At 74.0% G+C, this 23,002-nt stretch carries 14 protein-coding genes and 1 pseudogene; 9 read left to right on the top strand and 6 right to left on the bottom strand.

Going from position 1 to position 23,002, the window contains the following annotated elements; translation table 11 throughout:
- Positions 1-158: 158 nt before the first annotated feature.
- The 4 genes and pseudogenes from ACIQZO_RS17940 to ACIQZO_RS17955 all read right to left on the bottom strand — a co-directional run.
- A pseudogene (locus tag ACIQZO_RS17940) lies at positions 159-440 on the bottom strand (transposase); the annotation flags it as partial.
- A 42-nt stretch (positions 441-482) separates the two neighbouring features.
- A complete protein-coding gene (locus ACIQZO_RS17945) occupies positions 483-2,123 on the bottom strand; it encodes a beta-1,3-glucanase family protein (RefSeq protein WP_403627050.1) in 1,641 nt (546 codons plus the stop codon).
- A gap of 133 nt (positions 2,124-2,256) precedes the next feature.
- Positions 2,257-3,516, bottom strand: a complete 1,260-nt coding sequence (locus ACIQZO_RS17950; protein ID WP_403627052.1) for a family 16 glycosylhydrolase — start codon at positions 3,514-3,516, stop codon at positions 2,257-2,259.
- A gap of 541 nt (positions 3,517-4,057) precedes the next feature.
- Positions 4,058-5,224 carry a S1 family peptidase gene (locus tag ACIQZO_RS17955; RefSeq protein ID WP_403627054.1) on the bottom strand — a complete coding sequence of 389 codons (1,167 nt, stop codon included), beginning with the start codon at positions 5,222-5,224 and terminating at the stop codon, positions 4,058-4,060.
- Between the two features lie 155 nt (positions 5,225-5,379).
- On the opposite strand from ACIQZO_RS17955, the gene ACIQZO_RS17960 reads away from it, so the two are divergent.
- Complete coding sequence (locus ACIQZO_RS17960; RefSeq protein ID WP_403627056.1) at positions 5,380-5,637, top strand: hypothetical protein; 258 nt, start codon at positions 5,380-5,382, stop codon at positions 5,635-5,637.
- Between the two features lie 624 nt (positions 5,638-6,261).
- Here ACIQZO_RS17960 and ACIQZO_RS17965 read toward each other — a convergent pair.
- Positions 6,262-6,546 (bottom strand): hypothetical protein, encoded by a 285-nt coding sequence (locus ACIQZO_RS17965; RefSeq protein WP_403627058.1) that lies wholly within the window; start codon positions 6,544-6,546, stop codon positions 6,262-6,264.
- A complete protein-coding gene (locus ACIQZO_RS17970; RefSeq protein WP_403627060.1) occupies positions 6,543-7,292 on the bottom strand; it encodes an HNH endonuclease family protein in 750 nt (249 codons plus the stop codon). The genes ACIQZO_RS17965 and ACIQZO_RS17970 overlap by 4 nt, the downstream gene beginning before the upstream one ends.
- A 202-nt stretch (positions 7,293-7,494) precedes the next feature.
- Here ACIQZO_RS17970 and ACIQZO_RS17975 point away from each other — a divergent pair, with 202 nt between their 5' ends.
- The 8 genes from ACIQZO_RS17975 (at position 7,495) to ACIQZO_RS18010 (ending at position 22,986) form a co-directional block, all read left to right on the top strand.
- Positions 7,495-8,361 (top strand): DUF4132 domain-containing protein, encoded by an 867-nt coding sequence (locus ACIQZO_RS17975; RefSeq protein ID WP_403627062.1) that lies wholly within the window; start codon positions 7,495-7,497, stop codon positions 8,359-8,361.
- Positions 8,358-13,286 (top strand): DNA-binding protein, encoded by a 4,929-nt coding sequence (locus tag ACIQZO_RS17980; RefSeq protein WP_403627064.1) that lies wholly within the window; start codon positions 8,358-8,360, stop codon positions 13,284-13,286. The genes ACIQZO_RS17975 and ACIQZO_RS17980 overlap by 4 nt, the downstream gene beginning before the upstream one ends.
- 214 nt (positions 13,287-13,500) lie before the next feature.
- Positions 13,501-14,658: an AAA family ATPase gene (locus ACIQZO_RS17985; RefSeq protein ID WP_403627066.1), complete on the top strand. Its 1,158-nt coding sequence runs from the start codon at positions 13,501-13,503 to the stop codon at positions 14,656-14,658.
- Entirely contained in the window at positions 14,655-18,764 is a 4,110-nt protein-coding gene (locus ACIQZO_RS17990; RefSeq protein ID WP_403627068.1) for a DUF5682 family protein, read from the top strand. The genes ACIQZO_RS17985 and ACIQZO_RS17990 overlap by 4 nt, the downstream gene beginning before the upstream one ends.
- On the top strand, positions 18,761-20,656 hold the full coding sequence (locus ACIQZO_RS17995) for a hypothetical protein (protein WP_403627070.1): 1,896 nt from the start codon (positions 18,761-18,763) through the stop codon (positions 20,654-20,656). Before ACIQZO_RS17990 ends, ACIQZO_RS17995 begins: the two co-directional genes overlap by 4 nt.
- A gap of 472 nt (positions 20,657-21,128) precedes the next feature.
- Positions 21,129-22,022 carry an RNA polymerase sigma factor gene (locus ACIQZO_RS18000; RefSeq protein WP_403627072.1) on the top strand — a complete coding sequence of 298 codons (894 nt, stop codon included), beginning with the start codon at positions 21,129-21,131 and terminating at the stop codon, positions 22,020-22,022.
- Positions 22,023-22,152: 130 nt separating this feature from the next.
- Positions 22,153-22,392, top strand: a complete 240-nt coding sequence (locus ACIQZO_RS18005; protein WP_403627073.1) for a hypothetical protein — start codon at positions 22,153-22,155, stop codon at positions 22,390-22,392.
- Between the two features lie 267 nt (positions 22,393-22,659).
- Positions 22,660-22,986 (top strand): hypothetical protein, encoded by a 327-nt coding sequence (locus ACIQZO_RS18010; protein ID WP_403627075.1) that lies wholly within the window; start codon positions 22,660-22,662, stop codon positions 22,984-22,986.
- Positions 22,987-23,002: the final 16 nt, after the last annotated feature.

Here is a 23,002-nt window from a genome sequence, read left to right on the forward strand (position 1 = left end):
CTCTCCGTCTCACTCGCCGGACCCGCACCATCTGGCAGTGCTGACACGTCCCGGCTTCGTCAGGGCCGCTTGCCACCCTCCCCGGCACCTCCCGGGTCAGGCTGCCCCCAGCTTCACCGCCCTGCTGCGACAGGACAGCGGCGAAGGTCTCCCACCTCCACTCGATCAATCAGCGCCTCACGGCGCACCCGCCACAGGTGCCATCGGTCGCTGACCTGCACCGCATCGGGCAGGGCCCGGCGGATCGCCTCGGCGTAGCTAGCCGAGCCGTCCCGGCAGACGGTCTCGATGCCAGGGTGCTCGAGCAGCCAGGCTTCCAGACCGGCGGCCTCACGACCGGGCAGCACGTCGATGCGCTCGCCTGTTTCGGCGTCGATGATGATCGTGGCGTACCGGTGCCGGCGGCGCAGGGCGAAGTCGTCGACACGAACATGATCAGGGATCAAGATCCAGCGTGCCACCCCCAACCATGCACGAGCTCGTCAGGCGAAGGAGAACCAGTTGACGTTGACGAAGTCGGAGGGCTGGCCGCTGTCGAAGGTCAGATAGACGTCGTGGGTTCCGGTGGTGCGGCGGATGTCGGCGAGGACGGTGCGCCAGGCCTGCCAGCCGCCGGTATTGGCGACGGCGAAGCCACCGACCGGGGTGGCTGTGGGGCTGTCGAGGCGGACCTGGACCAAGCCGCTGACTCCGCCGGCGGCCCCGGAGGCGACTCGGGCGTCGAAGCGGGTGGCGCCGGTGGAGCCGAAGGCGACGGCCGAGAACTTGAGCCAGTCGCCGTTGGACAGATGGCCGACGTCGGATCCGCCGCCGCCGTCGGAGCAGGCCTCGACCTGTGCTCCGGATTGGGCATTGAACGCTTCGGCCGGGATGGTGGTGAAGGCGCTGACCCCGCCGTCCGGGGCGGTGGCGGTCGGCGTCGGGGCCGGTGTGCCGCCGCCGACCACACCGCCGATCGTGATGGTCCAGCGGCCGGGTGTGCCGGACTGCACCTTGCCCTCGAAGTCGACTCCGGCCGGGTGCACGTCGTCGTACGGGAAGGCGTACCCGAGATGGTCGGGGGTGGTGTTGTGCAGGATGCGGGAGTAGTGGTTGGTGCGTGGCCGGGTGTAGAAGGCGGCGGGCTTCTCCGAGGTCGGCTGGTGGGGGTTGTCCAGCAGGGTGGTGCGGTTGAAGGCGGCGGCGAGCCGTGCGCTGAGATTGCCCATCAGGTCGTTGCCCGTGGTGAAGGGCGCGTCGCTGCAGGAGAAGATCGAAAGGGTGGACGGCTTGGCGAAGCTGCCGACTCCGGGGAAGGCGAGGACGTCGCCGCTCACCCGGCCGGTGACGGTTCCCCAGGTGAACTGCGTCTCGATGAGCAGGTCGGTGAAGCGGTACTTGTTCCACACCTCGTCCACGTAGCCGTCGAAGTAGCCGCGGAACAAGTCGCTGTTGCCGCGGATCGCCAGGTTGGGGCTGAGTACGCGCAAGTCGCGGCCGCCCGCGGTGACGATCAGCCGGTTCCAGTCGCTGCCGTCGGCGGCGGACTGGGCCCGCAGCGCGGCGGCGACCCGGGACAGTCCGTCGGCGGGCAGCCCGCGCACCGTCTGGGTGCCCTGCCCGGTCTCCAGTTGGAAGGCGATCGGCAGCGAGACCATGTCGACGAACGTGATGTTGGCGTACAACTGGTCGCTGTTGAAGGTGAACTCGCAGAAGTCGTGAGCGACGTTCGCGTTGGGGTCGGTGGGGTTGCTCACCGACGGCAGGGCCAGACCGCCGCCGCGGTTCACCAGGAAGGTGAGCTTCGTGCCGACGGAGAAGTAGATACGGCCGCTGTCCAGGCGCGGCAGCGTCACCCTCCGCGCTCCGGCGCCGGACGCGTTGAGCGGGATGGCGCAGTCGACCCCGAGCGGGGTCTGATCGTTGGCCGGGGCCGGCGGGTGGTACAGGCTGGAGCCGTTGGCCTGGATGAAGGCCCAGGTGCCGCCGGCCGCGGGGTCACGGCCGAGCACATAGGCGTACACCGTGTTGTTGCCGGTGGTGTTCACCAGGTCCAGGGGGAGCGTGGCGGTGGTGGACGCGTTGGCGCTCATCTCGAGCCAGGCTGCCGCGGCGGGCACGGCCAGGGCCAGGCCCGCTGTCACGGCGAGGAGTTTTCTACGGGGCAGGGTTCGTTGGTGGCGAGCCGTCACGCCGGGGGTCCGTTCTTCGTGAGGTCGGGCGGGGGAGCGGTGGACGCAGGGACGGGGGAGAAGGGAGGGCGGCGGGGCTGGTGGGTCAGCCGACCGTCCACTTCTGGTTGGCGGCGCCGGTGCAGGTCCAGGTCTGCAACCGGGTGCCGTCGGCGGAGGAGTTGCCCTTGGCATCCAGGCACTTGCCCGCACCGGTGTTGGTGAGGTCACGGGCGGCGGTGTAGGTCCACTTCTGGGCGTTGGTGCCGTTGCAGGTGTAGAGCTGGACGACGGCGCCGTCGGCGGTGGAGCCTCCCGCGACGTCCAGGCACTTGCCGAGGGCGCGGACGGTGCCGTCGCCGCCGATGGTCCACTGCTGGGCCGCGCTGCTGGTGCAGTCGTGCAGCTGGATGGGGGTGTGGTCGGCGTCGGAGCCGCCGGCGACGTCGACGCACATGCCGCCGATGCCACGGATCGTGCGTGCGGCGGGGGCGCCGGCGGAGGAGGCGCGGACGTAGTCGACGGTCATCGTCTGCGGGAAGGACGTGGAGGCGTCCGGGCTGCCTGGCCAGTCCCCACCGACCGCCAGGTTGAGGATGATGAAGAACGGGTGGTCGAAGACCCACTTGTTGCCGCCGGTGTCGGCCGGCGTGAGGGTCTTGTACGTGGTGCCGTCCACCGACCAGACGAGGGAGTTCGGGCTCCATTCGACGGCGAACACGTGGAAGTCGTCGGCGAAGGCGCGGCCGCCGGGCAGGTTGTACGCGGCGCCGAGGCCGCCCGCTCCGGAGTAGCCGGGGCCGTGCACCGTACCGTGCACGGTGTTGGGTTCGCGGCCGATGTTCTCCATGATGTCGATCTCGCCGCTGTTGGGCCAGCCCACGCTGCCGAGGTCGTTGCCGAGCATCCAGAAGGCGGGCCAGATGCCCTGGCCGCGCGGAATTTTGATGCGGGCCTCGAAGCGGCCGTAAGCCTGGGTGAAGGTTTTGGCGGTGTTCAGCCGGGCCGAGGTGTATTGGCACTGCCCGTACCAGCAGCCGAGGCCGGCGTCGGCGTTCTTCCGCGCGGTGATGACGAGGTTGCCCTGGCCGTCGAGCGCGGCGTTCGAGGTGCTGTTGGTGTAGTACTGCAGCTCGTGGTTGCCGAAGCCCGAACCACCTGTCTCGAGCGTCCACTTGGCGGCGTCAGGAGCGCGGCCGGCCGCGCCGTCGAACTCGTCGGACCAGGTCTGCGCGACAACTGCGGCACCCGCGGGCGGGGCCACCGAACGGGTGAAGGACATGAGCACCGCCGCGACCAGGGCGGTGGTCACGAGGAGCACCACTCCGCCGAGAGAGCGGCGACGTGCGCGATGAGCAGCAGCCATGGGCATGGTTCCTTGTCTCGATGGGGGGAGGAGGAGGGGCAGGCCGGGCGAGCGGTGAAGAGTGACAGGAGGGGTACGAGAGCGCTCTCAAACATGACGCAATGTCACCCGAGGCAGTGAGTATTACGGAGGGGTAACTGTCATGGCAACGCCAGTCGTCACTCCTCGCACGCCTTCTGAGCTGGGGTTTTCTCTTGCGGCCTTCGGCTTAACGATCTCTTAAGGCTGGCTTGATGCAGAGAGGTGTGAATCGGAGCCTCAGGTGATCGCCGGCCGGACGGCCGCCGCGGGTACTCCGTGCGGGCGTCCGGACCGCGTGCTCCCGGCCACGCGCCCGGCCTCGGCCGACGGTTCCTCGTCCATGCGTTGGTGTTCGGCGCCGCGCAGCCCGTCGATCGCTGCACCGGCGTCGGTCCGCGGCACACCGGACAGGTCGACGAGCAGCGCCGCCGGCCCCGTGCGGGGAGCCGGGCGACAGGTCCTTCTGGGTGCTCGCGACCGGAAGGACCTGGTGCCGCGCCGACCTCAGGCGTGTGCAGCGTCAGGCGGTGTGCAGCGTCAGGCCGTAGCGGCCGAGGATCTCGTTGATCGGCTGGAACCACGTCTGGCCGCCGGACGAGCAGTTGCCCCAGCCGCCGGAGGTGACGCCCTGGGCCTGGTCCCCGCTGAGGAACGAGCCGCCGGAGTCGCCTCCCTCGGCGCACACGCTGGTCTTCGTCATCTGGTGGACGGCGCCCTGGCTGTAGTTGACGGTCTCGTTCTTGGCGAGGACGGTGCCGCAGCGCCAGTGCGTCGTGGACCCCGACCGGCAGATCGAGGCGCCCACGGGTGCCTCGGCGGAGCCGCGTACCAACTGGTCCGGGATGGTGCCCCAGCCGAGCACCACCGGTACGGTCCACCAGCCGCTGTGGATGCCGACGTACGCGTAGTCGTTGCCGGGGAACGAGGATCCCTGGAAGGTGCCCATCGCGGACCCGTCCCAGCCGCGCACGGCGGCCCCCGCCTGCCCGCAGTGCCCAGCCGTCACGAAGCCGCCGTACACGGAGAAGCCGATCGAACAGCGGACGTTGCCGGTGTAGTACGGGTCGCCGCCGACGGTGCCCGCGGCGTAGGTACGGGGCGCCTGCGCCGTCTCGGCGACGGTGACGGGGCCGTCGGCCCGGGCCCGGTCGACGAACGCCCGTACGGCGGGGGCTTCCCGCTCGGTACGTACGACCGTGACGACGACGCTGTTGGTCCGCGGGTCGACGTGCCAGCCGGCCACCCCGGCGGGGGCGCGCAGCGTGTCCAGGCGCGCTTTGGCGCGGTCCAGCGCGGCGGCGCTGTGTCGGACGAGACGGGTGTCGGCGCCCAGTGCCCGCGCCTCGGACTCCTTCGCGCGGTCGGTCACCGCGACGACGAGCCGGCCGGTGGAAGGCTCGTACCACGAGCCGCCGTACGCACCACCCGCGGCCTGCCGTGCGGCCTTCTCCACGGCCGCGGCGGCCTTTTCTGCGCTCAGCCGTTCCTCGGCCTGGGAAGCGGTGAGCCCGAGGTCCCGGCGCATCGCGTCGAGCAGTCCGGCCGAGGCGGACGGCGCTGCGGCGGACGATGCCGCGGCGGGCTCCGGAAGCGGGACGGCGCTCGCCGCGCCGGCGTGGGCGGCGCCCAGGCCGACGGTCAGGAGCAGGGCGGCGACGGCGGCGCGTAAGGGGGTGGTGTGTTTCACGAGACCTCCTGGTGGGGGATCGAACGCTTGAGAGCGCTCTCACAGAGTGTCGGGCGCTACGCTAGCCGACCCCATTTGTCAGGTCCATACCAAGTTCCGGTTCCGTCGCGGCGGGACCCGCGCGACCACTCGACACCGAGGACTACCCCCGGCACGTGCTGGCCGCCGACTTGGTGGGCGGGCTTGGTCGCACCGAGGCCGATGAGACGGTCCTGGGCGGCCTCGATGTCGCCGAAGGTGAGCTCGATAAACGAGCTCGTCCGCGGGTCGGTCGGGAGCCTCGAAGGATCGGCGTACAGACGACGCACGTCGTCGTTCCGTCACTGATCGTCGCCGCGGCCTCGCCGAAGGTCTGGGTGACCTCCCGGCCCAGGGCAGCGGCACAGGAGGCGGCGAACGCCTTCCCGTCGTGATCCCACATGGCCGCGTGCTTCACCATGCCCACGGCTGCCGTATCCGTGGTCTCCGTCATGGCGGTCACCGGGTCCGCATCTGGCTGACGCCGATGACGTACCCGTCCGGGTCGGTGAAGTAGGAGAGCTTGTCGCCAACAGCCGTCAGCTCCAGCTGTCGTGCCAACCGGTGCCGGCAAGGGCGGTCGGCGCTTGCCCGTCATCCAGCGGCGCTGGACGCCTCGCGCCGCCGCCGTGCTCGGGCCCGCCTTCATGACCGGCAGGAGCTGGACCGCAACTCGACGTACGTGTCCGACCCGTTCGCCGGGCAGTCGCTGGTCGACTTCACGGCGAAAGCGGTGGGTCTCGCGCGGCAGCTGCCACCGCGTCGTCAGCGCAAGGTCGTCGGTGCGCTCATGGTCCTCGTCGGCCGGTGGCGCATCGAACTGGCGGAGGACATCGGTCCGACGTGGCTGCGGAGCCGGGAAGCACTCGCTCGCCTCGCCGTGGCGGCAGTTGCTTTCCGAGGTCCGGTCAGGCGCCTCCGGGTGGGCGGGCGCCCCTCCACCGAGCCTCGCGGTGCTCCCAGCCGGCCAGCCTCGCATCCGGCCTCCGAGCCGGCTGATCGCCCCGCCCCCGCCCCGCCTAGCGGCTCGCCCCGCCCTCCGGGGCCTGGGCTCCGCCGCCCGTGCGGATCGCCGCCAGGGCGGCGGCGTGCAGGGCCGCCGGGGAGCCGTGGTGGGCCCGGGGGCCGCCCGTGAGCGTGTACCACTCGTCGGCGTCCTTGTACTGGACGTCGAACCGGAGCAGGCCCCCGTCCTCCTCCGTGCTGCGCAGCGTCAGCGGGCCGGTGATGACGCCGACCTCGTCCGTCATGGCGCCGCCCGGCCCGGCGAGCACCTCGTCCTGCCACCGGTGTCCCCGCGTCATGAGGCGCAGGTGTCCAGCATCGTGGTCAGCATCTTCTTCTCCGGTTCGGTCACGGTCAGTCCGTACGTGGATTTCACGGTGGTCCAGGCCCGCCCGTACTGGCACCAGCTCGCCTTGTCCGGCGGCTGCCACAGGTCGGGGCTCTGGTCGCCCTTGGAGCGGTTCGAGGCCGCGGTCACGGCCAGCAGCTGGGGGTGGGCCAGGTCGTTGGCGAAGGCCTTGCGCCGGGCGGAGTCCCAGCCGGCCGCGCCGGAGCGCCAGCCCTCGGCGAGCGGCACCATGTGGTCGATGTCCATCTTCCCGGCCTCCGTGACGACGGCCCCGTCGTAGAGGCTCTTCCAGTTGCCGGAGACGGCCTTGCACTCGGCGTCCTGGGTGACCTCGGCGCCGTCGCGCTTGAGCACGACCTCGCGGGTGTCGCACTTGTTGCCCTGCTGCGCCCAGTGCGTGAACTTGTCCCTGCTGTAGCCGGCCATCGTGCCGACCGGCGCCACCTTCAGCGCCGCAAGCTGGGTCCGCGCCACGGCGGCGCTGACCATACCGGGCAGTACGTCCCCGCCGGCCGGTTTGGCGTCGTCGCCCGGTGACTTGGGCGACTCCGGTGCCGCGGCGGACGGCGAGCCCGCGGGCGCGGACGCCTTGGCGTCCCCGCCGCCCGGTCCGACCGGATCGGAGCACCCGGCCGTGGTGGCCCCCAGCAGCAGCGCCACCAGTACCGCGCCGGACACATGTATCTGACGTCCCATAACCCCACCCCGAGCCGGTACCGCTTCGCGTGCTGTCCCGGAGACCCTACCCAGAACCGGACATTCAACCTACGGAGGGGCCTCGCATGGGCGTTGTCAGTGGCTCTCGCTAGTCTCCCGGCATACCGCAGCTCAGGGGGGTCGGCTCCCCCCTGTCAGGGCTGCGTGGAACTGGACGGGACAGGCGGAGGGGCACGGTCTGATGGCATGGCTGGCGGCGGGCGAGGGGTACGAGATCGCCCTGGTGGAGGGACGGGTGGCGGCGAGGTCCGCCACCGGGCGTACGGCGGGGAGGCAGTTGAAGACACTGCCCAAGGCGCTGAAGGACCATCCCGAGGTGGACCGGCTGCGCAGGCTGGCCGAATGGCTCGACCGGCACGAGGCGGCCTGCGCCGCACAGGTCGACAGCTGGATGGTGTCCTCGCTGCCGGTGCCGACGGAACTGCTCGCCCGGGTCTGGCCGGACGAGGCCTGGCAGAGGGCCCTGCGCGACGTGGCCGTCGTCGGCGACGACCCGGACGAGGTGGGCTTCCTGCGGGACGCCACCGCGTCCGGTGAGCTGAAGGTGGTCAACCTCGACGGCGAGACCGTACGGCTCTCCCCGCGCACGGTGACCCTGCCGCACCCGGTCCTGCTGCCCGACCTGGACGACGTACGGGAGTTCGCGGCCGAGCTGGGCATCGTGCAGGGCGTCGAGCAGATCCACCGGGCCACCTGGCGCAAGCCCGCCGAGATCGCCGCCACCGCCACCGAGGTCCGCGACTACGCGGGCGGGGCCTTCCCCACCCGCTTCAGCCTCGCCGCCCGGTCCACCAGCCTCGGCTACCGGGTCTCCGGCGGCTACGCCACCTGCAAGGTCCGCGACGGCGGGACGGCCGCCGAGGCCGCCGTCTGGATCGGCGAGCCGTACTACGAGGCCGAGACGACCACCGGCGCGCTGAGCTGGCACGACGATGACGGCCGGGCGGTACGCCTGACAGCGGTCGGACCGGTGGCCTGGTCCGAGGGAATGCGGATGGCCGCGGCGCTCTACGCCGGGCGCAAGATCGAGGAGGGCGGGGACGCGTGAGCACCAACCAGGAAGACACCGAGATGAACAAGGCCGAACTGCTGCTCAAGGCCGGTGCCGTACTGCCGCGGGACACCGAGGGCGCCGGTCCCGGCGCCGTCGCACTGACCGCGCGCTCCTACCGCCACCCCGGTCTCGGCGACGACCGCGTCGTCGTCCGCCTCGCCCCCGCCGAACTCGGCGCGGCCGAGGACCTCGCCGCCGGCTTCCTCGGACTCGTACGGGACGAGGGCGATGCGCCCGTCGTCGGACTGAGCAAGCGCCAGGCCCTCGGCTTCCCCGAATGGGTCCTGGTCCACCACCCCGAGGACGGGCACCACGCCCTCGCCGTCGTCCCCGAACTCGACCGGATCGCCCGGCAGGCCAAGACCAAGCCCAAGGCCGCCCTCGACGCCTGCCTCGAACTCGCCGGCCGCCTCGCCGCGTCCGTCCCGCACTTCCTGCCCCTCTTCCACGAGCAGGCCGCACGCCTCTTCCTCGCCGTCGAGAACACCACCTACGCCGCCCAGCTGTTCGGCCGGGCCCGCGCCGCCGAGGCCCAGCACGGGCTGGCCATCGACGAGGACCGCCTCGACGCCGTCTTCCTCGAATTCGCCCTCGTCGGCGCCCTGCCGGTCAAGGTGCTCACCGGCTACGGCAAGGCCCTGGCCGGCCGGGTCACCCCCGCCGAGGCCTATGAGCGCTTCCGCCGCCTGTGCGTACGCCGCACCGCCGGCGGGCTGCCGCCCTCCGCGCAGGCCGCCACCGAACTGCGCCGCCTCGCCCGCGCCGCGGGCCTGACCGGCACCGAGCCCGAGCAGGACTACCTCGCCGAACTGCTGCCCCTGCCCGCCACCCTGCGCGCCGCGCTCGGCTGGTGGAAGGCCCACCGCAGCGCGCTCGTCACGCTCGCCGGCCGCGTCCCCGCCGTCCGCGGCACGCTCCTCGGGCTGACGCCGCCCAGCGGCGACGGCGGCGCCTTCACCGCCCTGTGGCTGGAGATCCTGGAGGAGTCCGGTGCCTGCGCCGGCCTCCTCGACGCAGACCTGCCCGCCGAGCAGCGCTGCGCCGACGGCACGGCCGGCTGGCTGGAGCGCTTCCACGCAGCCCGCCACTCCGGCTGGGGCCGGCGCCACACCCTCCCGCTCCTCCTCGATCTCGTCGAGCGGTCCGGCGAGCAGCTGCGCGCCGAACTCGCCCGGCCCGAACGGGAAGGAGGCCTGCGGATCGGCGTCGAGGACACCGACCTCCTCGACCTGCTGCTCGCCCTGGACATCCCGGTCACCGACCCCGAGGCCGAGAGCGAGGACCGGCGGCACCGGCACGACCACCTGAACCTGTCCGAGTGGGCCGACGGCGACGAGCGCCGCGACCTGCTCGCCCTCGGCGCCGACGAGCGCTTCCACCCCGCCTTCCGCCGGGCGCTGAGCAACCTCGGCGACGGCAGCGCCGATGTCGTGCGGTGCGTCGCCGCCTCGCCCGGCGGCCGCCCGCTGCTGGCCACGTGGGTGCGCGATGTCGCCCTCGCCTCGACCGCCGCCGGCCTGCCCGGAGTCCCCGACGCCATCGCGCGCCTGGGATGGCTGCCCACCGAAGCCCTGGAACTCGCCCCCGAGGAGGTGGCCGCCGCCGCTGCGGCGGACCTCGCGGAAACCCTCGCCCGCACCCTGCGCGCCGGCCTCTTCGAGGAGCTGGCCTGGCCCTCCTGGGAGGAGGCCCTCGCCGAACTGGCCCCCGGTCGGGGCGGGGAGGCCCTGAACGTGGTGGAGGCCTACCCGTACCTGATCGTCGCCAACCAGACCCAGGTCCGCGTCATCGACGCCGAGTCCACCGTCCTCACGCACGACCTGCGGGTACCGACCGGGAATTCCTACAACCACAGCTTCCACTACGTCGACGGCGAACTGCTCGTCTTCTGGTCCTCCTGGAGCTCCAACGGGACGGAGGGATACTGGCACCACTCGCCCGGCACCGTCTTCACCCTGGACACCGACCGCGGCCACTGGTCGCTGCGCAGTGACCACATCTCCCTGCCGCTCGCCGGCGGCGGGCGCACCACCGGCGGCGGGGTCCTGCACCGCGGCGACACGAAACTGCCGGACGAGCGGCCCCTGCTGTCCGACGGCACCTCGTACTGGGTGTGGCAGCGCCGCGACCAGCAGAGCGACAGCGGCTGGCTGGAGTACGACCCCGCCGGCGGCATCTACGGACGGCGCTCCCTGCCCGCCTTCTTCGCCGACGCGCTGCGCGCCGACGCGGACACCGCCTCGCGCACCGGGCACCACACCTGGCTGAGGCCCGCGCCCACCGTGGCCGGCTCGGTCCTCGGCGAGCCCACCGACGGCCTGCTCGGCTGGTCGGCCGAACGCGTCCCGGGCAACGGCTGGCGGGGACGCGACACCGGCGGCCGCACCGCCTGCGTGCCCGAGGGCCGCGACGTCCCCGTCGCCGCCCTCGCCTTCCCCGGCGACGACCGGCCCCGCGCGCTGTCCCAGCACTGGAACGCGCTGAGCATCACCGACCCGGACGGCGTGGTCACCGCCCGCTCGCGCGACGGCCACCGCCGCCGCACCGCCTTCGGCACGGGCAGCGTGGACCTTCCGCCGCTGTCGCACTGGTACGCCCTGCGCCCCCGCGACGCCGAGGGCTCGGCCGCCCTTCGCGCCGCCGACCGGGAGACCGTGGCCGCACTGCTCAAGGCCGCCGCCGTGGCCGAGAAGGCCGCCGACCTGCCCGACCTGGTGAGCGCGGCCCTGCCCCGGATCACCGCCCCCGGGATCATCGGCGGCATCGTCGAGGTCCTCCGCTTCACCCTCACCCAGCAGAAGGCCCTGGACGCGATCGCCGCCCGGCTCCACCGGGACACCGCCCCCGTCGAGGAGCGCGAGAAGGGTCCCGGCGACCGGCTGATGGTCGACGCCCTCAGCGGGCTCATCAGCTCCAACTACTACCGCTACAGCGGCGAGAGCGACTCCGTCCACTACACGCTGACCGCGCTCGACGCCGCCCGCGCAACCACCGACGCCGCCCCGGCGCCGGGCCGGCTGCACTTCGACATGCCGGCGCTGCCCTACTGGTCCTTCACCTGGTCGCCGCTGCTGGACCAGCCCGCGGCCGTCGCGTACCGCGCCGTCACCGTCGCGCCCACCGACGAGCAGCGGGAAGGACTGCTCACCCTGCTCGGCACGGTCGACGCCCTCGGCCTGGCCTCGGCCGAAGGCTCCGCCGACCGCTGGCGCCGGGTTCTGCTCCGCCTCGACCGGGCGTACCTGCTCACCCCCGACGGCGAACGCAACGTCCATCACCGCAGCCTGCTGCCCCTGGGCGGCGGAGCCGTCCTCTCGCTGACCGAGCACAGCGAATCCCTGCCCGACGGCCACGAGTTCGGCGCCCTGCTGTACGACCCCACCGGCCGCTTCACCGTCCCCGGCCCCTACACCGTGCGGGGCGACGCCCCGCTCGGTGACCGCGACCGCGGGCCCGGCTGGCTGACCGCCCTCCTCGGCGCGGCCGCCGAGCACGGCCCCGCGCCCTTCCGCCCCGAAGCCGCGGAGGAGTTCGCCCGCCTCACCGGAGTCTCCGGCGCCCTCGCCCGCCTCCTGCTCGCCGGACTCCCCGGCATCGACAGCTACGAACGCAACTTCCTGGCCCCCGAACTGCGCACCGCCCTCGGGGTCAAGGCCGCCGACGCCGCCCACGCCCGCGATGAACTCAAGGGCCTCGACACCGAGTTGCGGCGCGCCCTCGTCGGGGCCCTGCTCCCCGCCGACCCGGCGAAGCTGTGGAGCGAGGGACCCGACGTCGCCGCCGCCGCGGAGCTCTGGAACCAGCGCATGGGCCGCCGCACCCCCGTACCCGACTGGCTGGCCACCGAAGCCGCGCGCGCCGTGGGCGGCACCTGGCCCGCCCACCGTGCCCTGTCCGCGCTGCTCGACCCGGCCGCCTCGCGCGAGCTGTCCGTCGACGTGGCCTGGACCGTGAAGGGCGACCACGTGGAGCCCAGCGAGCCGGTCGACCGGCCCTTCACCGCGTCCGTCCTGACCGGATCCCTGGCCATGGCGGCCTGGCTGGCCCACCGGCTGCCCGCGGGCGATCCCGTACGGGCGGCCCTGCCGCCCGCACTGACCGCCGTACGTCAGCGGCTCGCCGCGCCCGAACTGCTCCTCGAGATCGGGCACTACACCAGCCTGCCCGCCTTCCGCTCGGCGGCCGGTGCGCCGACCGAGACCGGCGAGGGCTTCGAGCGGTACGGCGCCGTCGTCATGGCCACCCACGACGACCAGCCCAAGCCCGCCCTGCGCCCGGCCCTGCTCGACTCCACCGGCTCCGACCCGTACCTGCCGGCGCTGCGCGGGGACGATCAGCGGCCCTCCGCCGCCGAGACGGCGCTGCGCACCGCCCACGACCCGCGCTTCGCGGCGCTGCTCGCCGACCCGGGCGCCCCGGCGGCCGGCGCGGTGGCCGCGGACGGCACCTGGTGGCCGCAGGACCCGGGCCGCTCCGTCCCGGAGCTGGTGGAGGCGGCGAGCGAGCGGCACGGCCTGGGCGCCGACGCGGCCACCCTCTACCTCATGCTGCTCGCCATGCCCGACTGCAACGACCGCAACACCGCGCGGTGGACCGGCTGGAAGCCGGCCAGGCTCAAGGCCGCCCGCGCCGAACTGGCCGCCACCGACCTGGTGGTCACGGCCGACCGCAGCCGGGCCGGGCGCTCGCTGTTCCTACCGGGTGGCTGGGCCGAGATGCCCTCCCCGACGCTGCCGGTGGAGCAGTGGAAGCTCCCGATGTACGGCCTGAGCGCCGGTGACCGGCCGTCGCTGGGCGTACTGGTCCCGGCCGAACCGGTTGCGGAGCTCTTCCGCCGGGCCTGGCAGCGCGTCGTGGACGGCGACGTGCCGCGCTTCGAGGAACTCAAGGTGAAGCGCACCCGCGCCCGCCGGCGCTGAACCGTCCGTTCCGGACCGCCCGGACCGCCCGGGCCGAACCGGCCGCCCGGACCGCCCGGACCGCCCGGGCCGAACCGGCCGCCCGGACCGCCCGGACCGCCCGGGCCGAACCGGCCGCCCGGGCCCCCGGAACTCCCGTACGGCGCGGCGCCCCTGTCCGCAGGGTGCGCCGCGCCCCCGCACCGACCTACCGCACACCTTTCAGAGGACCCCGATGACCGTCACCGAAGAGACCGCCCCCGCCGCCCGGCAGGTGCTGCCCGCCGAGGAACGCCACGCCGCCGAGCTCGCCTTCCTCGCCGCCCAGGACCCCGGCCCCCGCCCGCCCGGCTGGGCCCTGACCCCGCGCGCCGTCGTCACCTTCGTCTGCGGCAGCGACGGAGCCGGACTGGCCCTCCCGAAGCGCCGCGCCGGACTCCCGGCCAAGCTGGCCATCGCCCCCAAGTTCGTCGGCGAACGCGCCCTCGTGGAGCGCTGCGTCGTCACCCTGGCCGGCGAGCGCGGCCTGCTCCTCACCGGCGAGCCCGGAACCGCCAAGTCGATGCTGTCCGAGCTGCTCGCGGCCGCCGTCAGCGGCACCAGCGCCCTTACCGTGCAGGGCACGGCCGGGACCACCGAAGACGCCTTCCGCTACGGCTGGAACTACGCGCTGCTGCTCGCACAGGGCCCCAGCCCGCAGGCCCTGGTGGACTCCCCGGTGCTCTCCGCCATGCGCACCGGGCGCGTCGTCCGCGTCGAGGAGATCACCCGCTGCCTCCCCGAGGTGCAGGACGCGCTCGTGTCGATCCTGTCCGACCGGCGGATCACCGTGCCCGAACTGACCGCGACCGAGGACGCGGTGGTCTCCGCCACCCCGGGCTTCACCGTCATCGCCACCGCCAACCTGCGCGACCGCGGGGTCTCCGAGATGTCCGCCGCCCTCAAGCGGCGCTTCAACTTCGAGACGGTCGCCCCGATCGCCGACGCGGACGCGGAGGCCACGCTGATCCGCCGCCAGGCCGTCGCCGCCGTCCAGCGGGCCGGCGCCGCCTTCGGGGTCGACGACGCGGTGCTCGACGCCCTCGTCACCGTCTTCCGCGACCTGCGCTCCGGACGCTCCGCCGAGGGCTGGGACGTGGAGCGCCCGGGCACGGTCATGTCCACCGCCGAAGCCGTCCAGGTGGCGGCCTCGCTCGGGGTCGCCGCCGCGTACCTCCCGGGCGGGGACGTACTGGACCTGCTGCCCGGCCACCTGCTGGGCGTCGTACGCAAGGACGACCCGGCCGACCACGGCCGGCTGCTGGGGTACTGGGACGGCCCGGTCCGGCGCCGCGCCGAGGACGGTTCGCCGATGTGGCGCCGCCTCTGGGACCTGCGCGGGAGCCTGCGTTGACGCACACCGACCCGCGCACCGACCCGCGCACCGACCCGCGCACCGCGGTCGATGCGCTCGCCGCGGCCCGTGAGCCGTACCTCATCGGGGTACGCCACCACAGCCCCGCGCTGGCCGCGGTGGTACCGGCCCTGCTGGACGCCTCGGGCGCCGACCTGGTCTGCGTCGAACTCCCGGCGGAGTTCCAGTCCTGGCTGGAGCACCTCGCCGACCCGGAGACCGTCGCCCCGGTCGCCCTCGCGGGCACGGGGGAGGACGGCCGCCTGGCCTTCTATCCGTTCGCGGACTTCTCCCCGGAACTGGCCGCGATCCGCTGGGCCCGCCGCACCGGCGCGTCCGTCATCTGCTGCGACCTCCCCCTGGCAGACCGCGCCTGGACCCGCCCGACGGCGGCCCCGGCCCCGTCCCCCGGCGAGGGCCCCGGGCGGGATCCGGCCCCGGCGGGGGGTACGGACCCTGCCGCGGGCATGGCTGCGGACTTGGGCCAGGGGCCCGGGACGGGTTCGGACCAGGCCACGGACCCGGTTTCGGGCGCGGGCAAGGCCCAAGCCCCGGTCTCGGAGCAGGGCTCCGGGCCGGATTCGGCGGCGGACACCGGTTCGGACCTGACCCCGGCTCCGGCCCAGGGCGCTGGGGAGGGCTCGGACCCGAGGTGGGGGACGGACCCGGCCGGTGGAGTGGTTGCCGGGCCGCGGCCCGGCAGGTCCTTCGCGGACGGCCTCACCGCCGCTGGCACGGGGCGTGACGGCGACGACCTGTGGGACCGGGCCGTGGAAGTCCTCGCCCCCGGCTGCACCCCCGAAGCCGTACGGCGTGCGGCGCTCGGTGTCGGCTGGGCGCTGCGCGCGGACACGAGCGCCGTCCCGGCGACCGACCTGGCCCGTGAGGCTCATATGCGGAGTGTGATCGCAGGCGCGGTCGCCGCGGGCCACCGCGTGGCCGCGGTGATCGGCGCCTTCCACGCCCCGGTCCTCCCGGGCACGGTCGCCGACAGATTGTCGGTCGCTCACGTCTCCGGCCGGGGTTCTGGCTGCGCCCACGGATCCGACACCGACGCCGACTTCGGCTGCGGTCAGTGCTCCGGCTCCGGTGCCGATTCGGACTCCGCCCACGGATCCAGCGCCGACTCCGGCCACGGCTCTGGCGCCGCCCTCGGCTCCGACGCCGGTTCGGGAACCGGCAACGGATCCGGCTCCCACCTCGCAACCGGCGTCGCCACCGCCTTCGGGCCGACCGCGGTCGGGCCCGAGGGCGCCCCGGGGCCCCGGGACGGCGGAGGCGCCGCTTTCGGAGTGTCGGCCGCGGATTCGGCCCCGGCCGTCACCTCCTTCGTGCCGTACTCCTTCGACCTGCTCGACTCCCGCTCCGGGTACCCCGCCGGGATCCGGGACCCGCGCTGGCAGCAGGCCGTCCTGGAAGCCGGCGGCGACCCCGTCCGGGTCCGCGAAGCCGCCTCCGTCGCCCTTACCGGGCTCTGCCGGGAGCTGCGCCGCGCCGGGCACACCGCCGGCACCGGCGAAGCCGCCGAGACCCTGCGGCTCGCCTGCGACCTCGCCGCCCTGCGGGAGCTGCCCGCGCCCGGCCGCGGTGAACTCCTCGAAGCCATCACCACCGTCCTCGGCCAGGGCGAACCCCTCGGCCGGGGCCGGGCGCTGGCCCGCGCCCTCGAGGCCGTGCTCGTCGGCACCGCCCGCGGCCGGATCACCCCGCACGCCCCCCGCTCCGGCCTCGGCCCCTCCGTCGAGTCCGAGCTCGCCGCGCTGCGGCTGCCGGCCCCCGAGGACCCCGCGCCCCGCGAGATCCGCCTCGACCCGCTCCGCTCCGCCCTCGACGGCCGACGCGAGGTCCTGCTGCAACGGCTCCTCGTGTGCGGCGCCTCTTACGGCGAGCCCCTCACCGTCGCCGCCACCGGCGACGGCACCGCCCTCGGCACCAAGTGGCGGCTGTCCTGGACGCCTTCCGTGCCGGCCCGGCTCGACCTCGCCGGAGTGCGCGGCGTCACCGCGGAGCAGGCGGCCGCCGGAACGCTGCGCGAGACCGCCCGCCGGGCCGCCGCCGAGGGCGGGCCGACCCCGGCGCAGATCCTCGCCGGGCTGGCCGCCGCCGCGCGGTGCGATCTGCCCGAGCTGGTCGACGTACGCCTCCACGAGGCCGCCACCGCCCTGCCGCAGACCGCGACCCTGCCCGAACTGCTCGACGCCCTCGACCTCCTGGAGGCCCTGCACCGCGGCCACCTGCCCGGTACCTCGGCCGGCTCCCGGGCGGCATCCGCCGTCCTCGCCGGCGACCTCCTCGAGGCGGCCGTGCGCTGCCTGCCCGGCCTCGCCGGGAGCGAGGATCCCGCCGACGCGGCCGCCCTCGTGGCCCTCGCCGACCGGGCCGCGGTCCACCACCTGGGCCTGCGTACGGACGACGCCCTCGCCGACCTGGCCGCCACCGCATCCCCGATGATGCAGGGCGCGGCCCTGGCCGTACGGGTGCTGCTCGACCTCGACCCGGCCGCCGAGCTCGGCGGCCGCGCCGCCGGCTGGATCGACAGCGCGGGGACCGCCGACAGCCGGCGCGCCCTGACCCGGCGGCTCGGGGGGCTCCTCACCGCCGCCGGCCCGCTGCTGCAGTCCTCCCCGGCCGCGCTCACCCCGCTCCTCGACCGCGTGGAGCACCTCGTCGACCAGGACTTCCTCGACCGGCTCCCCGCCCTGCGCGGCGGCTTCGACGCCCTCTCGCCCGCCGCCCGCGACCGGTTGCTGGACACCGTCACCGAACGGCTGGGCGACCGCATCGACCTCGCGCTCGACGCGTCACCCGCCCTGCTCGCCCTCTGGGCCGCCGCCGACGCCGCCGGACTCGCCGCCCTCAAGGCCCTCCCACTGCCGGGAACACCACCGGAGCCGGACACACCGACACCGGATCCGACACCGAACCCGGCCTCCGAGACCCCCGACGCCCCGAGTGGGCGGGCCCCCCGGGCCGACAGCCCGCGGCTCGCCCCCTCCGACCGCTGGCGGCTGCTGCTCGGCCGCGAACGCGACCGGCTTCCCGCGGGCGCCCGCCGCTACGCCCAGGCACTGGACGAGCTGTACGGCGCCGGGCGCGGCGAAGGCTCCGCCGACCTCGACCTCGGCCAGGGCGGGGGACAGGGCGGCGGGCAGGAGGCCTCCTTCCCCACGGCCCGGGAGTGGTCGCAGGAACTGGAGGCGCTGTTCGGCGCGGACGTACGGGAGGAAGTGCTGGCGGGAGCGGCCGAAGCGGGCCGCACCGACGTTCTCACCCAGCTCGATCCGGCGGCCGTACGGCCCTCGGTGGAACTGCTGAGCTCCGTACTGTCCCTCGCCGGCGGGCTGCCGGAGGCCCGGCTCGCCCAACTGCGGCCCCTGGTCAGGAGGCTCGTCGACGAACTCGCCAAGGAGCTGGCCACCCGACTGAGGCCGGCCCTGTCGGGACTCGCGACCCCGCGGCCCACCCGCCGTCCCGGCGGCCGGCTCGACCTGGCCCGTACCCTGCGCGCCAACCTCGCGCACACCCGGCGCCGGGCCGACGGCAGCGTGGTCGTGGTCCCGGAGCGGCCCGTCTTCAGCACCCGGGCGAGCCGCGAGGCCGACTGGCGGCTGATCCTCGTCGTCGACGTCTCCGGCTCGATGGAGGCATCCGTCATCTGGTCGGCGTTGACCGCGGCCGTCCTGGGCGGCGTACCGACCCTGTCCACCCACTTCCTCGCCTTCTCCACGCAGGTCGCGGACCTCACCGACCGGGTCGACGACCCGCTCTCACTGCTGCTCGAGGTCCGCGTCGGGGGCGGCACGCACATCGCCGCCGGTCTCGCGCACGCCCGCTCCCTGATCACCGTGCCGAGCCGCACCCTGGTCGTCGTGGTCAGCGACTTCGAGGAGGGCGCGCCGATCGGCGGGCTCCTCGGCGAGGTCCGCGCACTGGCCGCCTCGGGCACCCATCTGCTGGGCTGCGCCGCGCTCGACGACGAGGGGACGCCCCGGTACTCGGTCCCGGTCGCGCGGCAGCTCGTGGCGGCCGGCATGCCCGTGGCCGCCCTCAGTCCCCTCGCCCTCGCCCGCTGGGTGGGCGACCGCCTCCGTGGAGAGTCCCGTTGAGCACCGAACTGCCGCCCGTCGCCCCCGAGGTGCTCGCCGAAGCCGTCGAGAACCTGACGGCCCGCCTGCGCAAGAAGCTGGACGCCGCCACCGAGGACTGCGCGGCGGGCGCCACCCACGAGGCTGACGGCACCGTCACCCTCCGCTTCGGTGAGGACGCCCTCGTCACCCTGCGCCCCGGTCCGGCGGGCACGATCACCACGGCGGAACAGGCCGTGTGCAGCTGCCTGCTGGCGCCCCGCTGCCTGCACCGGGCCGCCGCGCTGGGTGCGGCCCCGCTCGCCGACATCCCGCCGGAGCCGGTCGCGGCGGCCGAGCCGGCGACGCCCGTAGGGCCGGCCGGGTCCACCGCTCCGGCCGGATCCGCGGAGCCGGTCGGGTCCGTCAAGCCCGTCGGGTCCGTCAAGCCCGTCGATTCCGCCGAGCCAGTCGAGCCCGAACCGGTTCTCACCGCGGCCCAGCTGCGCGCCGCCGGCGCCCTGTGGCACGTGGCCGCCGAGGCCCTCGCCGCCGGAGTCACCGCCGGGGGAGCGGTGGTCCAGGCCGAGTTGCTGCGCGCCGCGCACAGTGCCCGCCTCGCCGGGCTGCCGCGCGCCGAAGCGGCCGCCCTGCGCGTCGTACGCGGCCTGCGCGCCGCCCGCGAGCACCGGGCCGGCCAGCGGCTCGGGGACCTCACCGGAGCCTTCCGTGAACTCCTGCACACCGCGGGGATGCTGGCCTCCGGCTCCGCCGACCCCACGCTGACCGGGGCCGCCCGCCGCGCCTACGCTCAGGGCGGCAGCCTCCAGGTGCACGGCCTGTGCCGGGAACCCGTGCTGTCCGCCACCGGGTACGGCGGCGTGGTCACCCACCTGCTCGCCCCCGACGGCACCCGCTTCTCGGTCTCCGACGTCCGCCCCGGCGGCCTGGCCCGCGCCCGCGGCGCCGGTTCCGCCTCCGTCGCCCTCGGCGGCGCCGTCCTCGACCATGCCGGCCTCGCCCGCGGGGGACTGCGTATCGTCGGCGCGACGGTCTCCCCGGAGGGCCGGCTCGGCGCCGGACGCGGGGTCAGGGCCACCCCGCTGCCCGGCATCGCCTGGACCGAGCCGCCCGCGGCGGCGCTCTTCGCCCGCCCGGCGGCCGAGGCCGTCGCCGAGCTGTCGGCCGACCCGGAAGGGTCCGAGACCGCGCTGCTCGGCTGCGACGTCACGGTCGTCGGCGCGGCCGGCGAACACCTCCTCGTCCGCGAGTCGCGCCCGGACGCGCCCCTACTCCGGTTGCTGCCCGCACATCCGCACCCGGAGCTGGCGCACACGGAGAACCTGCGCCGCATCGCCTCGTACCCGGGAGTCCAGCTGCGGGTGCTCGGCCGCCCCGACCTGGACCGCACCGCCACGCTCCGGCCGCTGGCAGTCGGCCCGGTGCCGGGGGCGCAGTACACGCTGCGGCTGCCCGACGCATGGCTGGGCCGGGCCGACCTCGGCTACGACCGCCTCCAGGGCGCGCACTTCCCGCAGGGGGCCGCCGCGCCCGTACCGCTCGACGCGGCCGAGGGCCCGGACCCGCTGGCCGACTCCCCGCTGTGGCGGGTGCGCCGCCTCCTGGAGACCGGGGTCGCGGGCGGCCGCCGCGCCCTCGCCGAGGCCGCACGGGGTACGTCGTCCCTGGCCGCAGCCTCGTACGGCCCGCTGCGCCGGGCCGGGTTCACCGCAGCCGCGGACCTGGCCGCGGGCCTGGCCGCCGAGGCCGACCGACGTCCCCGCGACGTCTTCGGCCGCCTGGCCGACCCCTCGCCGGACGGCTACGCCCGGGCCTGGCTGGCCGCGGCCACCCACCTGGCGGCGGCGGAACGCTCCCTGATCGCCGCATCCTGGGCCGCCGACCCGAGCGCAACACCCCCCGCGCCCCGCTGAGCCCGGCCCGGCCCGGCCCGGCCCGGCCAACAGCGTTGACCGCCGCGTTCGCCCGACGGTGCACGCAGCGCCAGCAGCGATCGCGCCTCGGTAGGGCCCGGCTGTGGGGGGACAAGGGTCACGCAGGTCCAAGTCCGGGCCAGTGCACATGCCTTGAACGTCGGAACACTGTGCGTCTCGGGATCCACCGAGGCCGGGGTGGCCAAGTGCGCCGCATTTCATTACCTGCATGAGGAGCCGGTTCCCCAACATGGGGCAGCCGGCTCCTTCTTGTGGTGGAGCCCGGCATGCAAATGGCGCCCTCACGGGTGGCCGGACCTGCATCCCTGATGAGAGAAGCGTCCCTGCGGATCAGCCTGAACGGCGGCGCGGACCCGGGTGTGACGACCGTCACGGTCGATGGGCCTTCAGAAGGGCTTCGGGCCTCGTTCTCCCCTGCGCGGGAGGGCAAGGAACGAGCTGGAGAAGGTAGATGACCACTGGGGCCAAGGTACCTGACGACGAGGAAGCGGCACGCGGGCGTGTGCGCGACCTTATTCACAAGGCGTTCAGCAGGAACGTCCTCGGGCACGATGCACGTGCCGAGTTCAGCAAGGAAGTGTCGGAGCGCTTCGACGCCCCTGCGGACGTCGCGCCGGTGCCGGCGCAGAAGAAGGCGCCCAGCGGGGCGGCCGTGGACGTCGGCGGCGCGGACAACGACACCGAGGGCAGCGGGTCGCCGTGTCGGCAGCGGCTCGAAGAGGTGCTCAGGCAGAAGCATCTGGTCGGCGACTTGCGGGAGTGGATGGTTCGCCACGCGAGGACCTACAGCATCTCGGAGGCCGGTACGGAGGACGTCGTCCAGGACGTCATGGAAAAGGCCGTCGGGTGCATCGAGCGGGGCCCTCTCGTTATCGAGGACGACCGTGAAGTCGCCAGGCGGCAGATGACGGCCTACCTCAAGCGGCTCATGCGGACCGCGGTGGCCGATCACTATCGCAAGGTAGGGCGCCGGTCGGCGGCGCTGGCCGGTTACAAGGCCAAGGTCGGTGTTCCGAAGGAGGCCAGTGCCGAGGAGGCGTTCATCGGGACGGCGGACGAGTCCATGGCGGTGTCGCTGACCGAGGGGTTCTCGACCTCGATGGACGAAGCGGTCGCGGAGGCCGAGCGTTTCGCGGCGGCCCTTCACGGCCTGGTCACGCCCAAGCAGATGATGGCCTTGATCATGCACAAGGCATTCGCGGTGCGGGCGGAAATCGTCGCCGAGATGATCGGCTCGACCAAGAACGGCGTCCGGATGGCGTGCGTTGCCGCCGGGGCCAAGCTGAGCGTGGCCCCGGCGAAGCGGACCTTCTTGATGCGGCTGGGGCGCGCGGACGCGGAGTGAGGTGACGGCTTGCTTCCAGGGTCCGTCATCGGCATGCCGACGGCGTCGATGGCGGGCCCGAGTGGGAAGCCGACACCAGCGCGTCACCATCACTGACGCAGGGGCTTTCCGGGACAAGGAGAAGGAGCGTATGAGCGACCACAAGCCGAGTTCCGGTGCAGCGATCCGGAACATGATCCAAGGCATCGTTGAGGTACTGCTGGCCCTGATCGGTGTCGTACGGCACCGCACCGACCGAATGATCACCATCGCGTACGAGGTGGTGTTCGTCGCGTGGAACCTTCTGAAGGGGCCCCAGCGCCGTTCTGTCGTTCGGCATGACGAGCAGAGCGCAGCAGCGCAGCCTCGAATGGGGGGCATCGCGGGATGACGGAGATACCCAACTGACCTGTCCGCACGACACGGAGGAGTAGCGACTGAACGGTAACGTCCATGCCCCCGACCTTCGGCACACGAAGAGATTGCCACCTCGACCGCAACCGTCGTGATCTGAAACACAGGACCGGGCCCTTCATCGAAGGGCCCGGTCCCGTTTTCAGGGGTGACTTCAGCAATCACCCGCTGCTTGTCATCCCGTACGAGGTACGAACTCGCGCGGGTGACGCTCAGGCAGCGCCCATGAAGGGGCCCCCTGACCATGACCAGCATGCACCAGCGGCACGACGATGGCGAGCAGTACCAGCGGGACGACCTCGCCGACGCCAGGACCGAACTCGCCGCGACCCGCGACCGGGCGCGCCGGGCGCTCGAGGAGGTCCGTCGCATCAAGCGTGAGCGGCGCGCCGAGGCGATTGCCCGCCTGACGAAGATCGCCGCCCCGGTGACGCGCGGCGGCCTGATGGTCGCCGGGACGGCTTCGATCATCGGCGCCGGTACCCAGCTGGTCGCGGGCGACGCCGACGGCGCGGCCGACTGGCTGAGCGCGGGAGTCGGCTGCTGGGCGCTCGCGATCCTGCGCCGCTAGCCGCGATCACCGCGCT

Origin of the sequence: Streptomyces sp. NPDC097617 (assembly GCF_044761485.1) — a bacterium.
Taxonomy (GTDB): domain Bacteria; phylum Actinomycetota; class Actinomycetes; order Streptomycetales; family Streptomycetaceae; genus Streptomyces.

Excerpts from the sequence above, each read along its gene's own strand:
- ACIQZO_RS17950 (WP_403627052.1), bottom strand. The coding sequence starts at position 3,516 with ATGGCTGCTGCTCATCGCGCACGTCGCCGCTCTCTCGGCGGAGTGGTG.
- ACIQZO_RS17985 (WP_403627066.1), top strand. The coding sequence starts at position 13,501 with ATGACCGTCACCGAAGAGACCGCCCCCGCCGCCCGGCAGGTGCTGCCC.
- ACIQZO_RS18010 (WP_403627075.1), top strand. The coding sequence starts at position 22,660 with ATGACCAGCATGCACCAGCGGCACGACGATGGCGAGCAGTACCAGCGG.
- ACIQZO_RS17975 (WP_403627062.1), top strand. The coding sequence starts at position 7,495 with ATGGCATGGCTGGCGGCGGGCGAGGGGTACGAGATCGCCCTGGTGGAG.
- ACIQZO_RS17970 (WP_403627060.1), bottom strand. The coding sequence starts at position 7,292 with ATGGGACGTCAGATACATGTGTCCGGCGCGGTACTGGTGGCGCTGCTG.
- ACIQZO_RS17965 (WP_403627058.1), bottom strand. The coding sequence starts at position 6,546 with ATGACGCGGGGACACCGGTGGCAGGACGAGGTGCTCGCCGGGCCGGGC.
- ACIQZO_RS18005 (WP_403627073.1), top strand. The coding sequence starts at position 22,153 with ATGAGCGACCACAAGCCGAGTTCCGGTGCAGCGATCCGGAACATGATC.
- ACIQZO_RS18000 (WP_403627072.1), top strand. The coding sequence starts at position 21,129 with ATGACCACTGGGGCCAAGGTACCTGACGACGAGGAAGCGGCACGCGGG.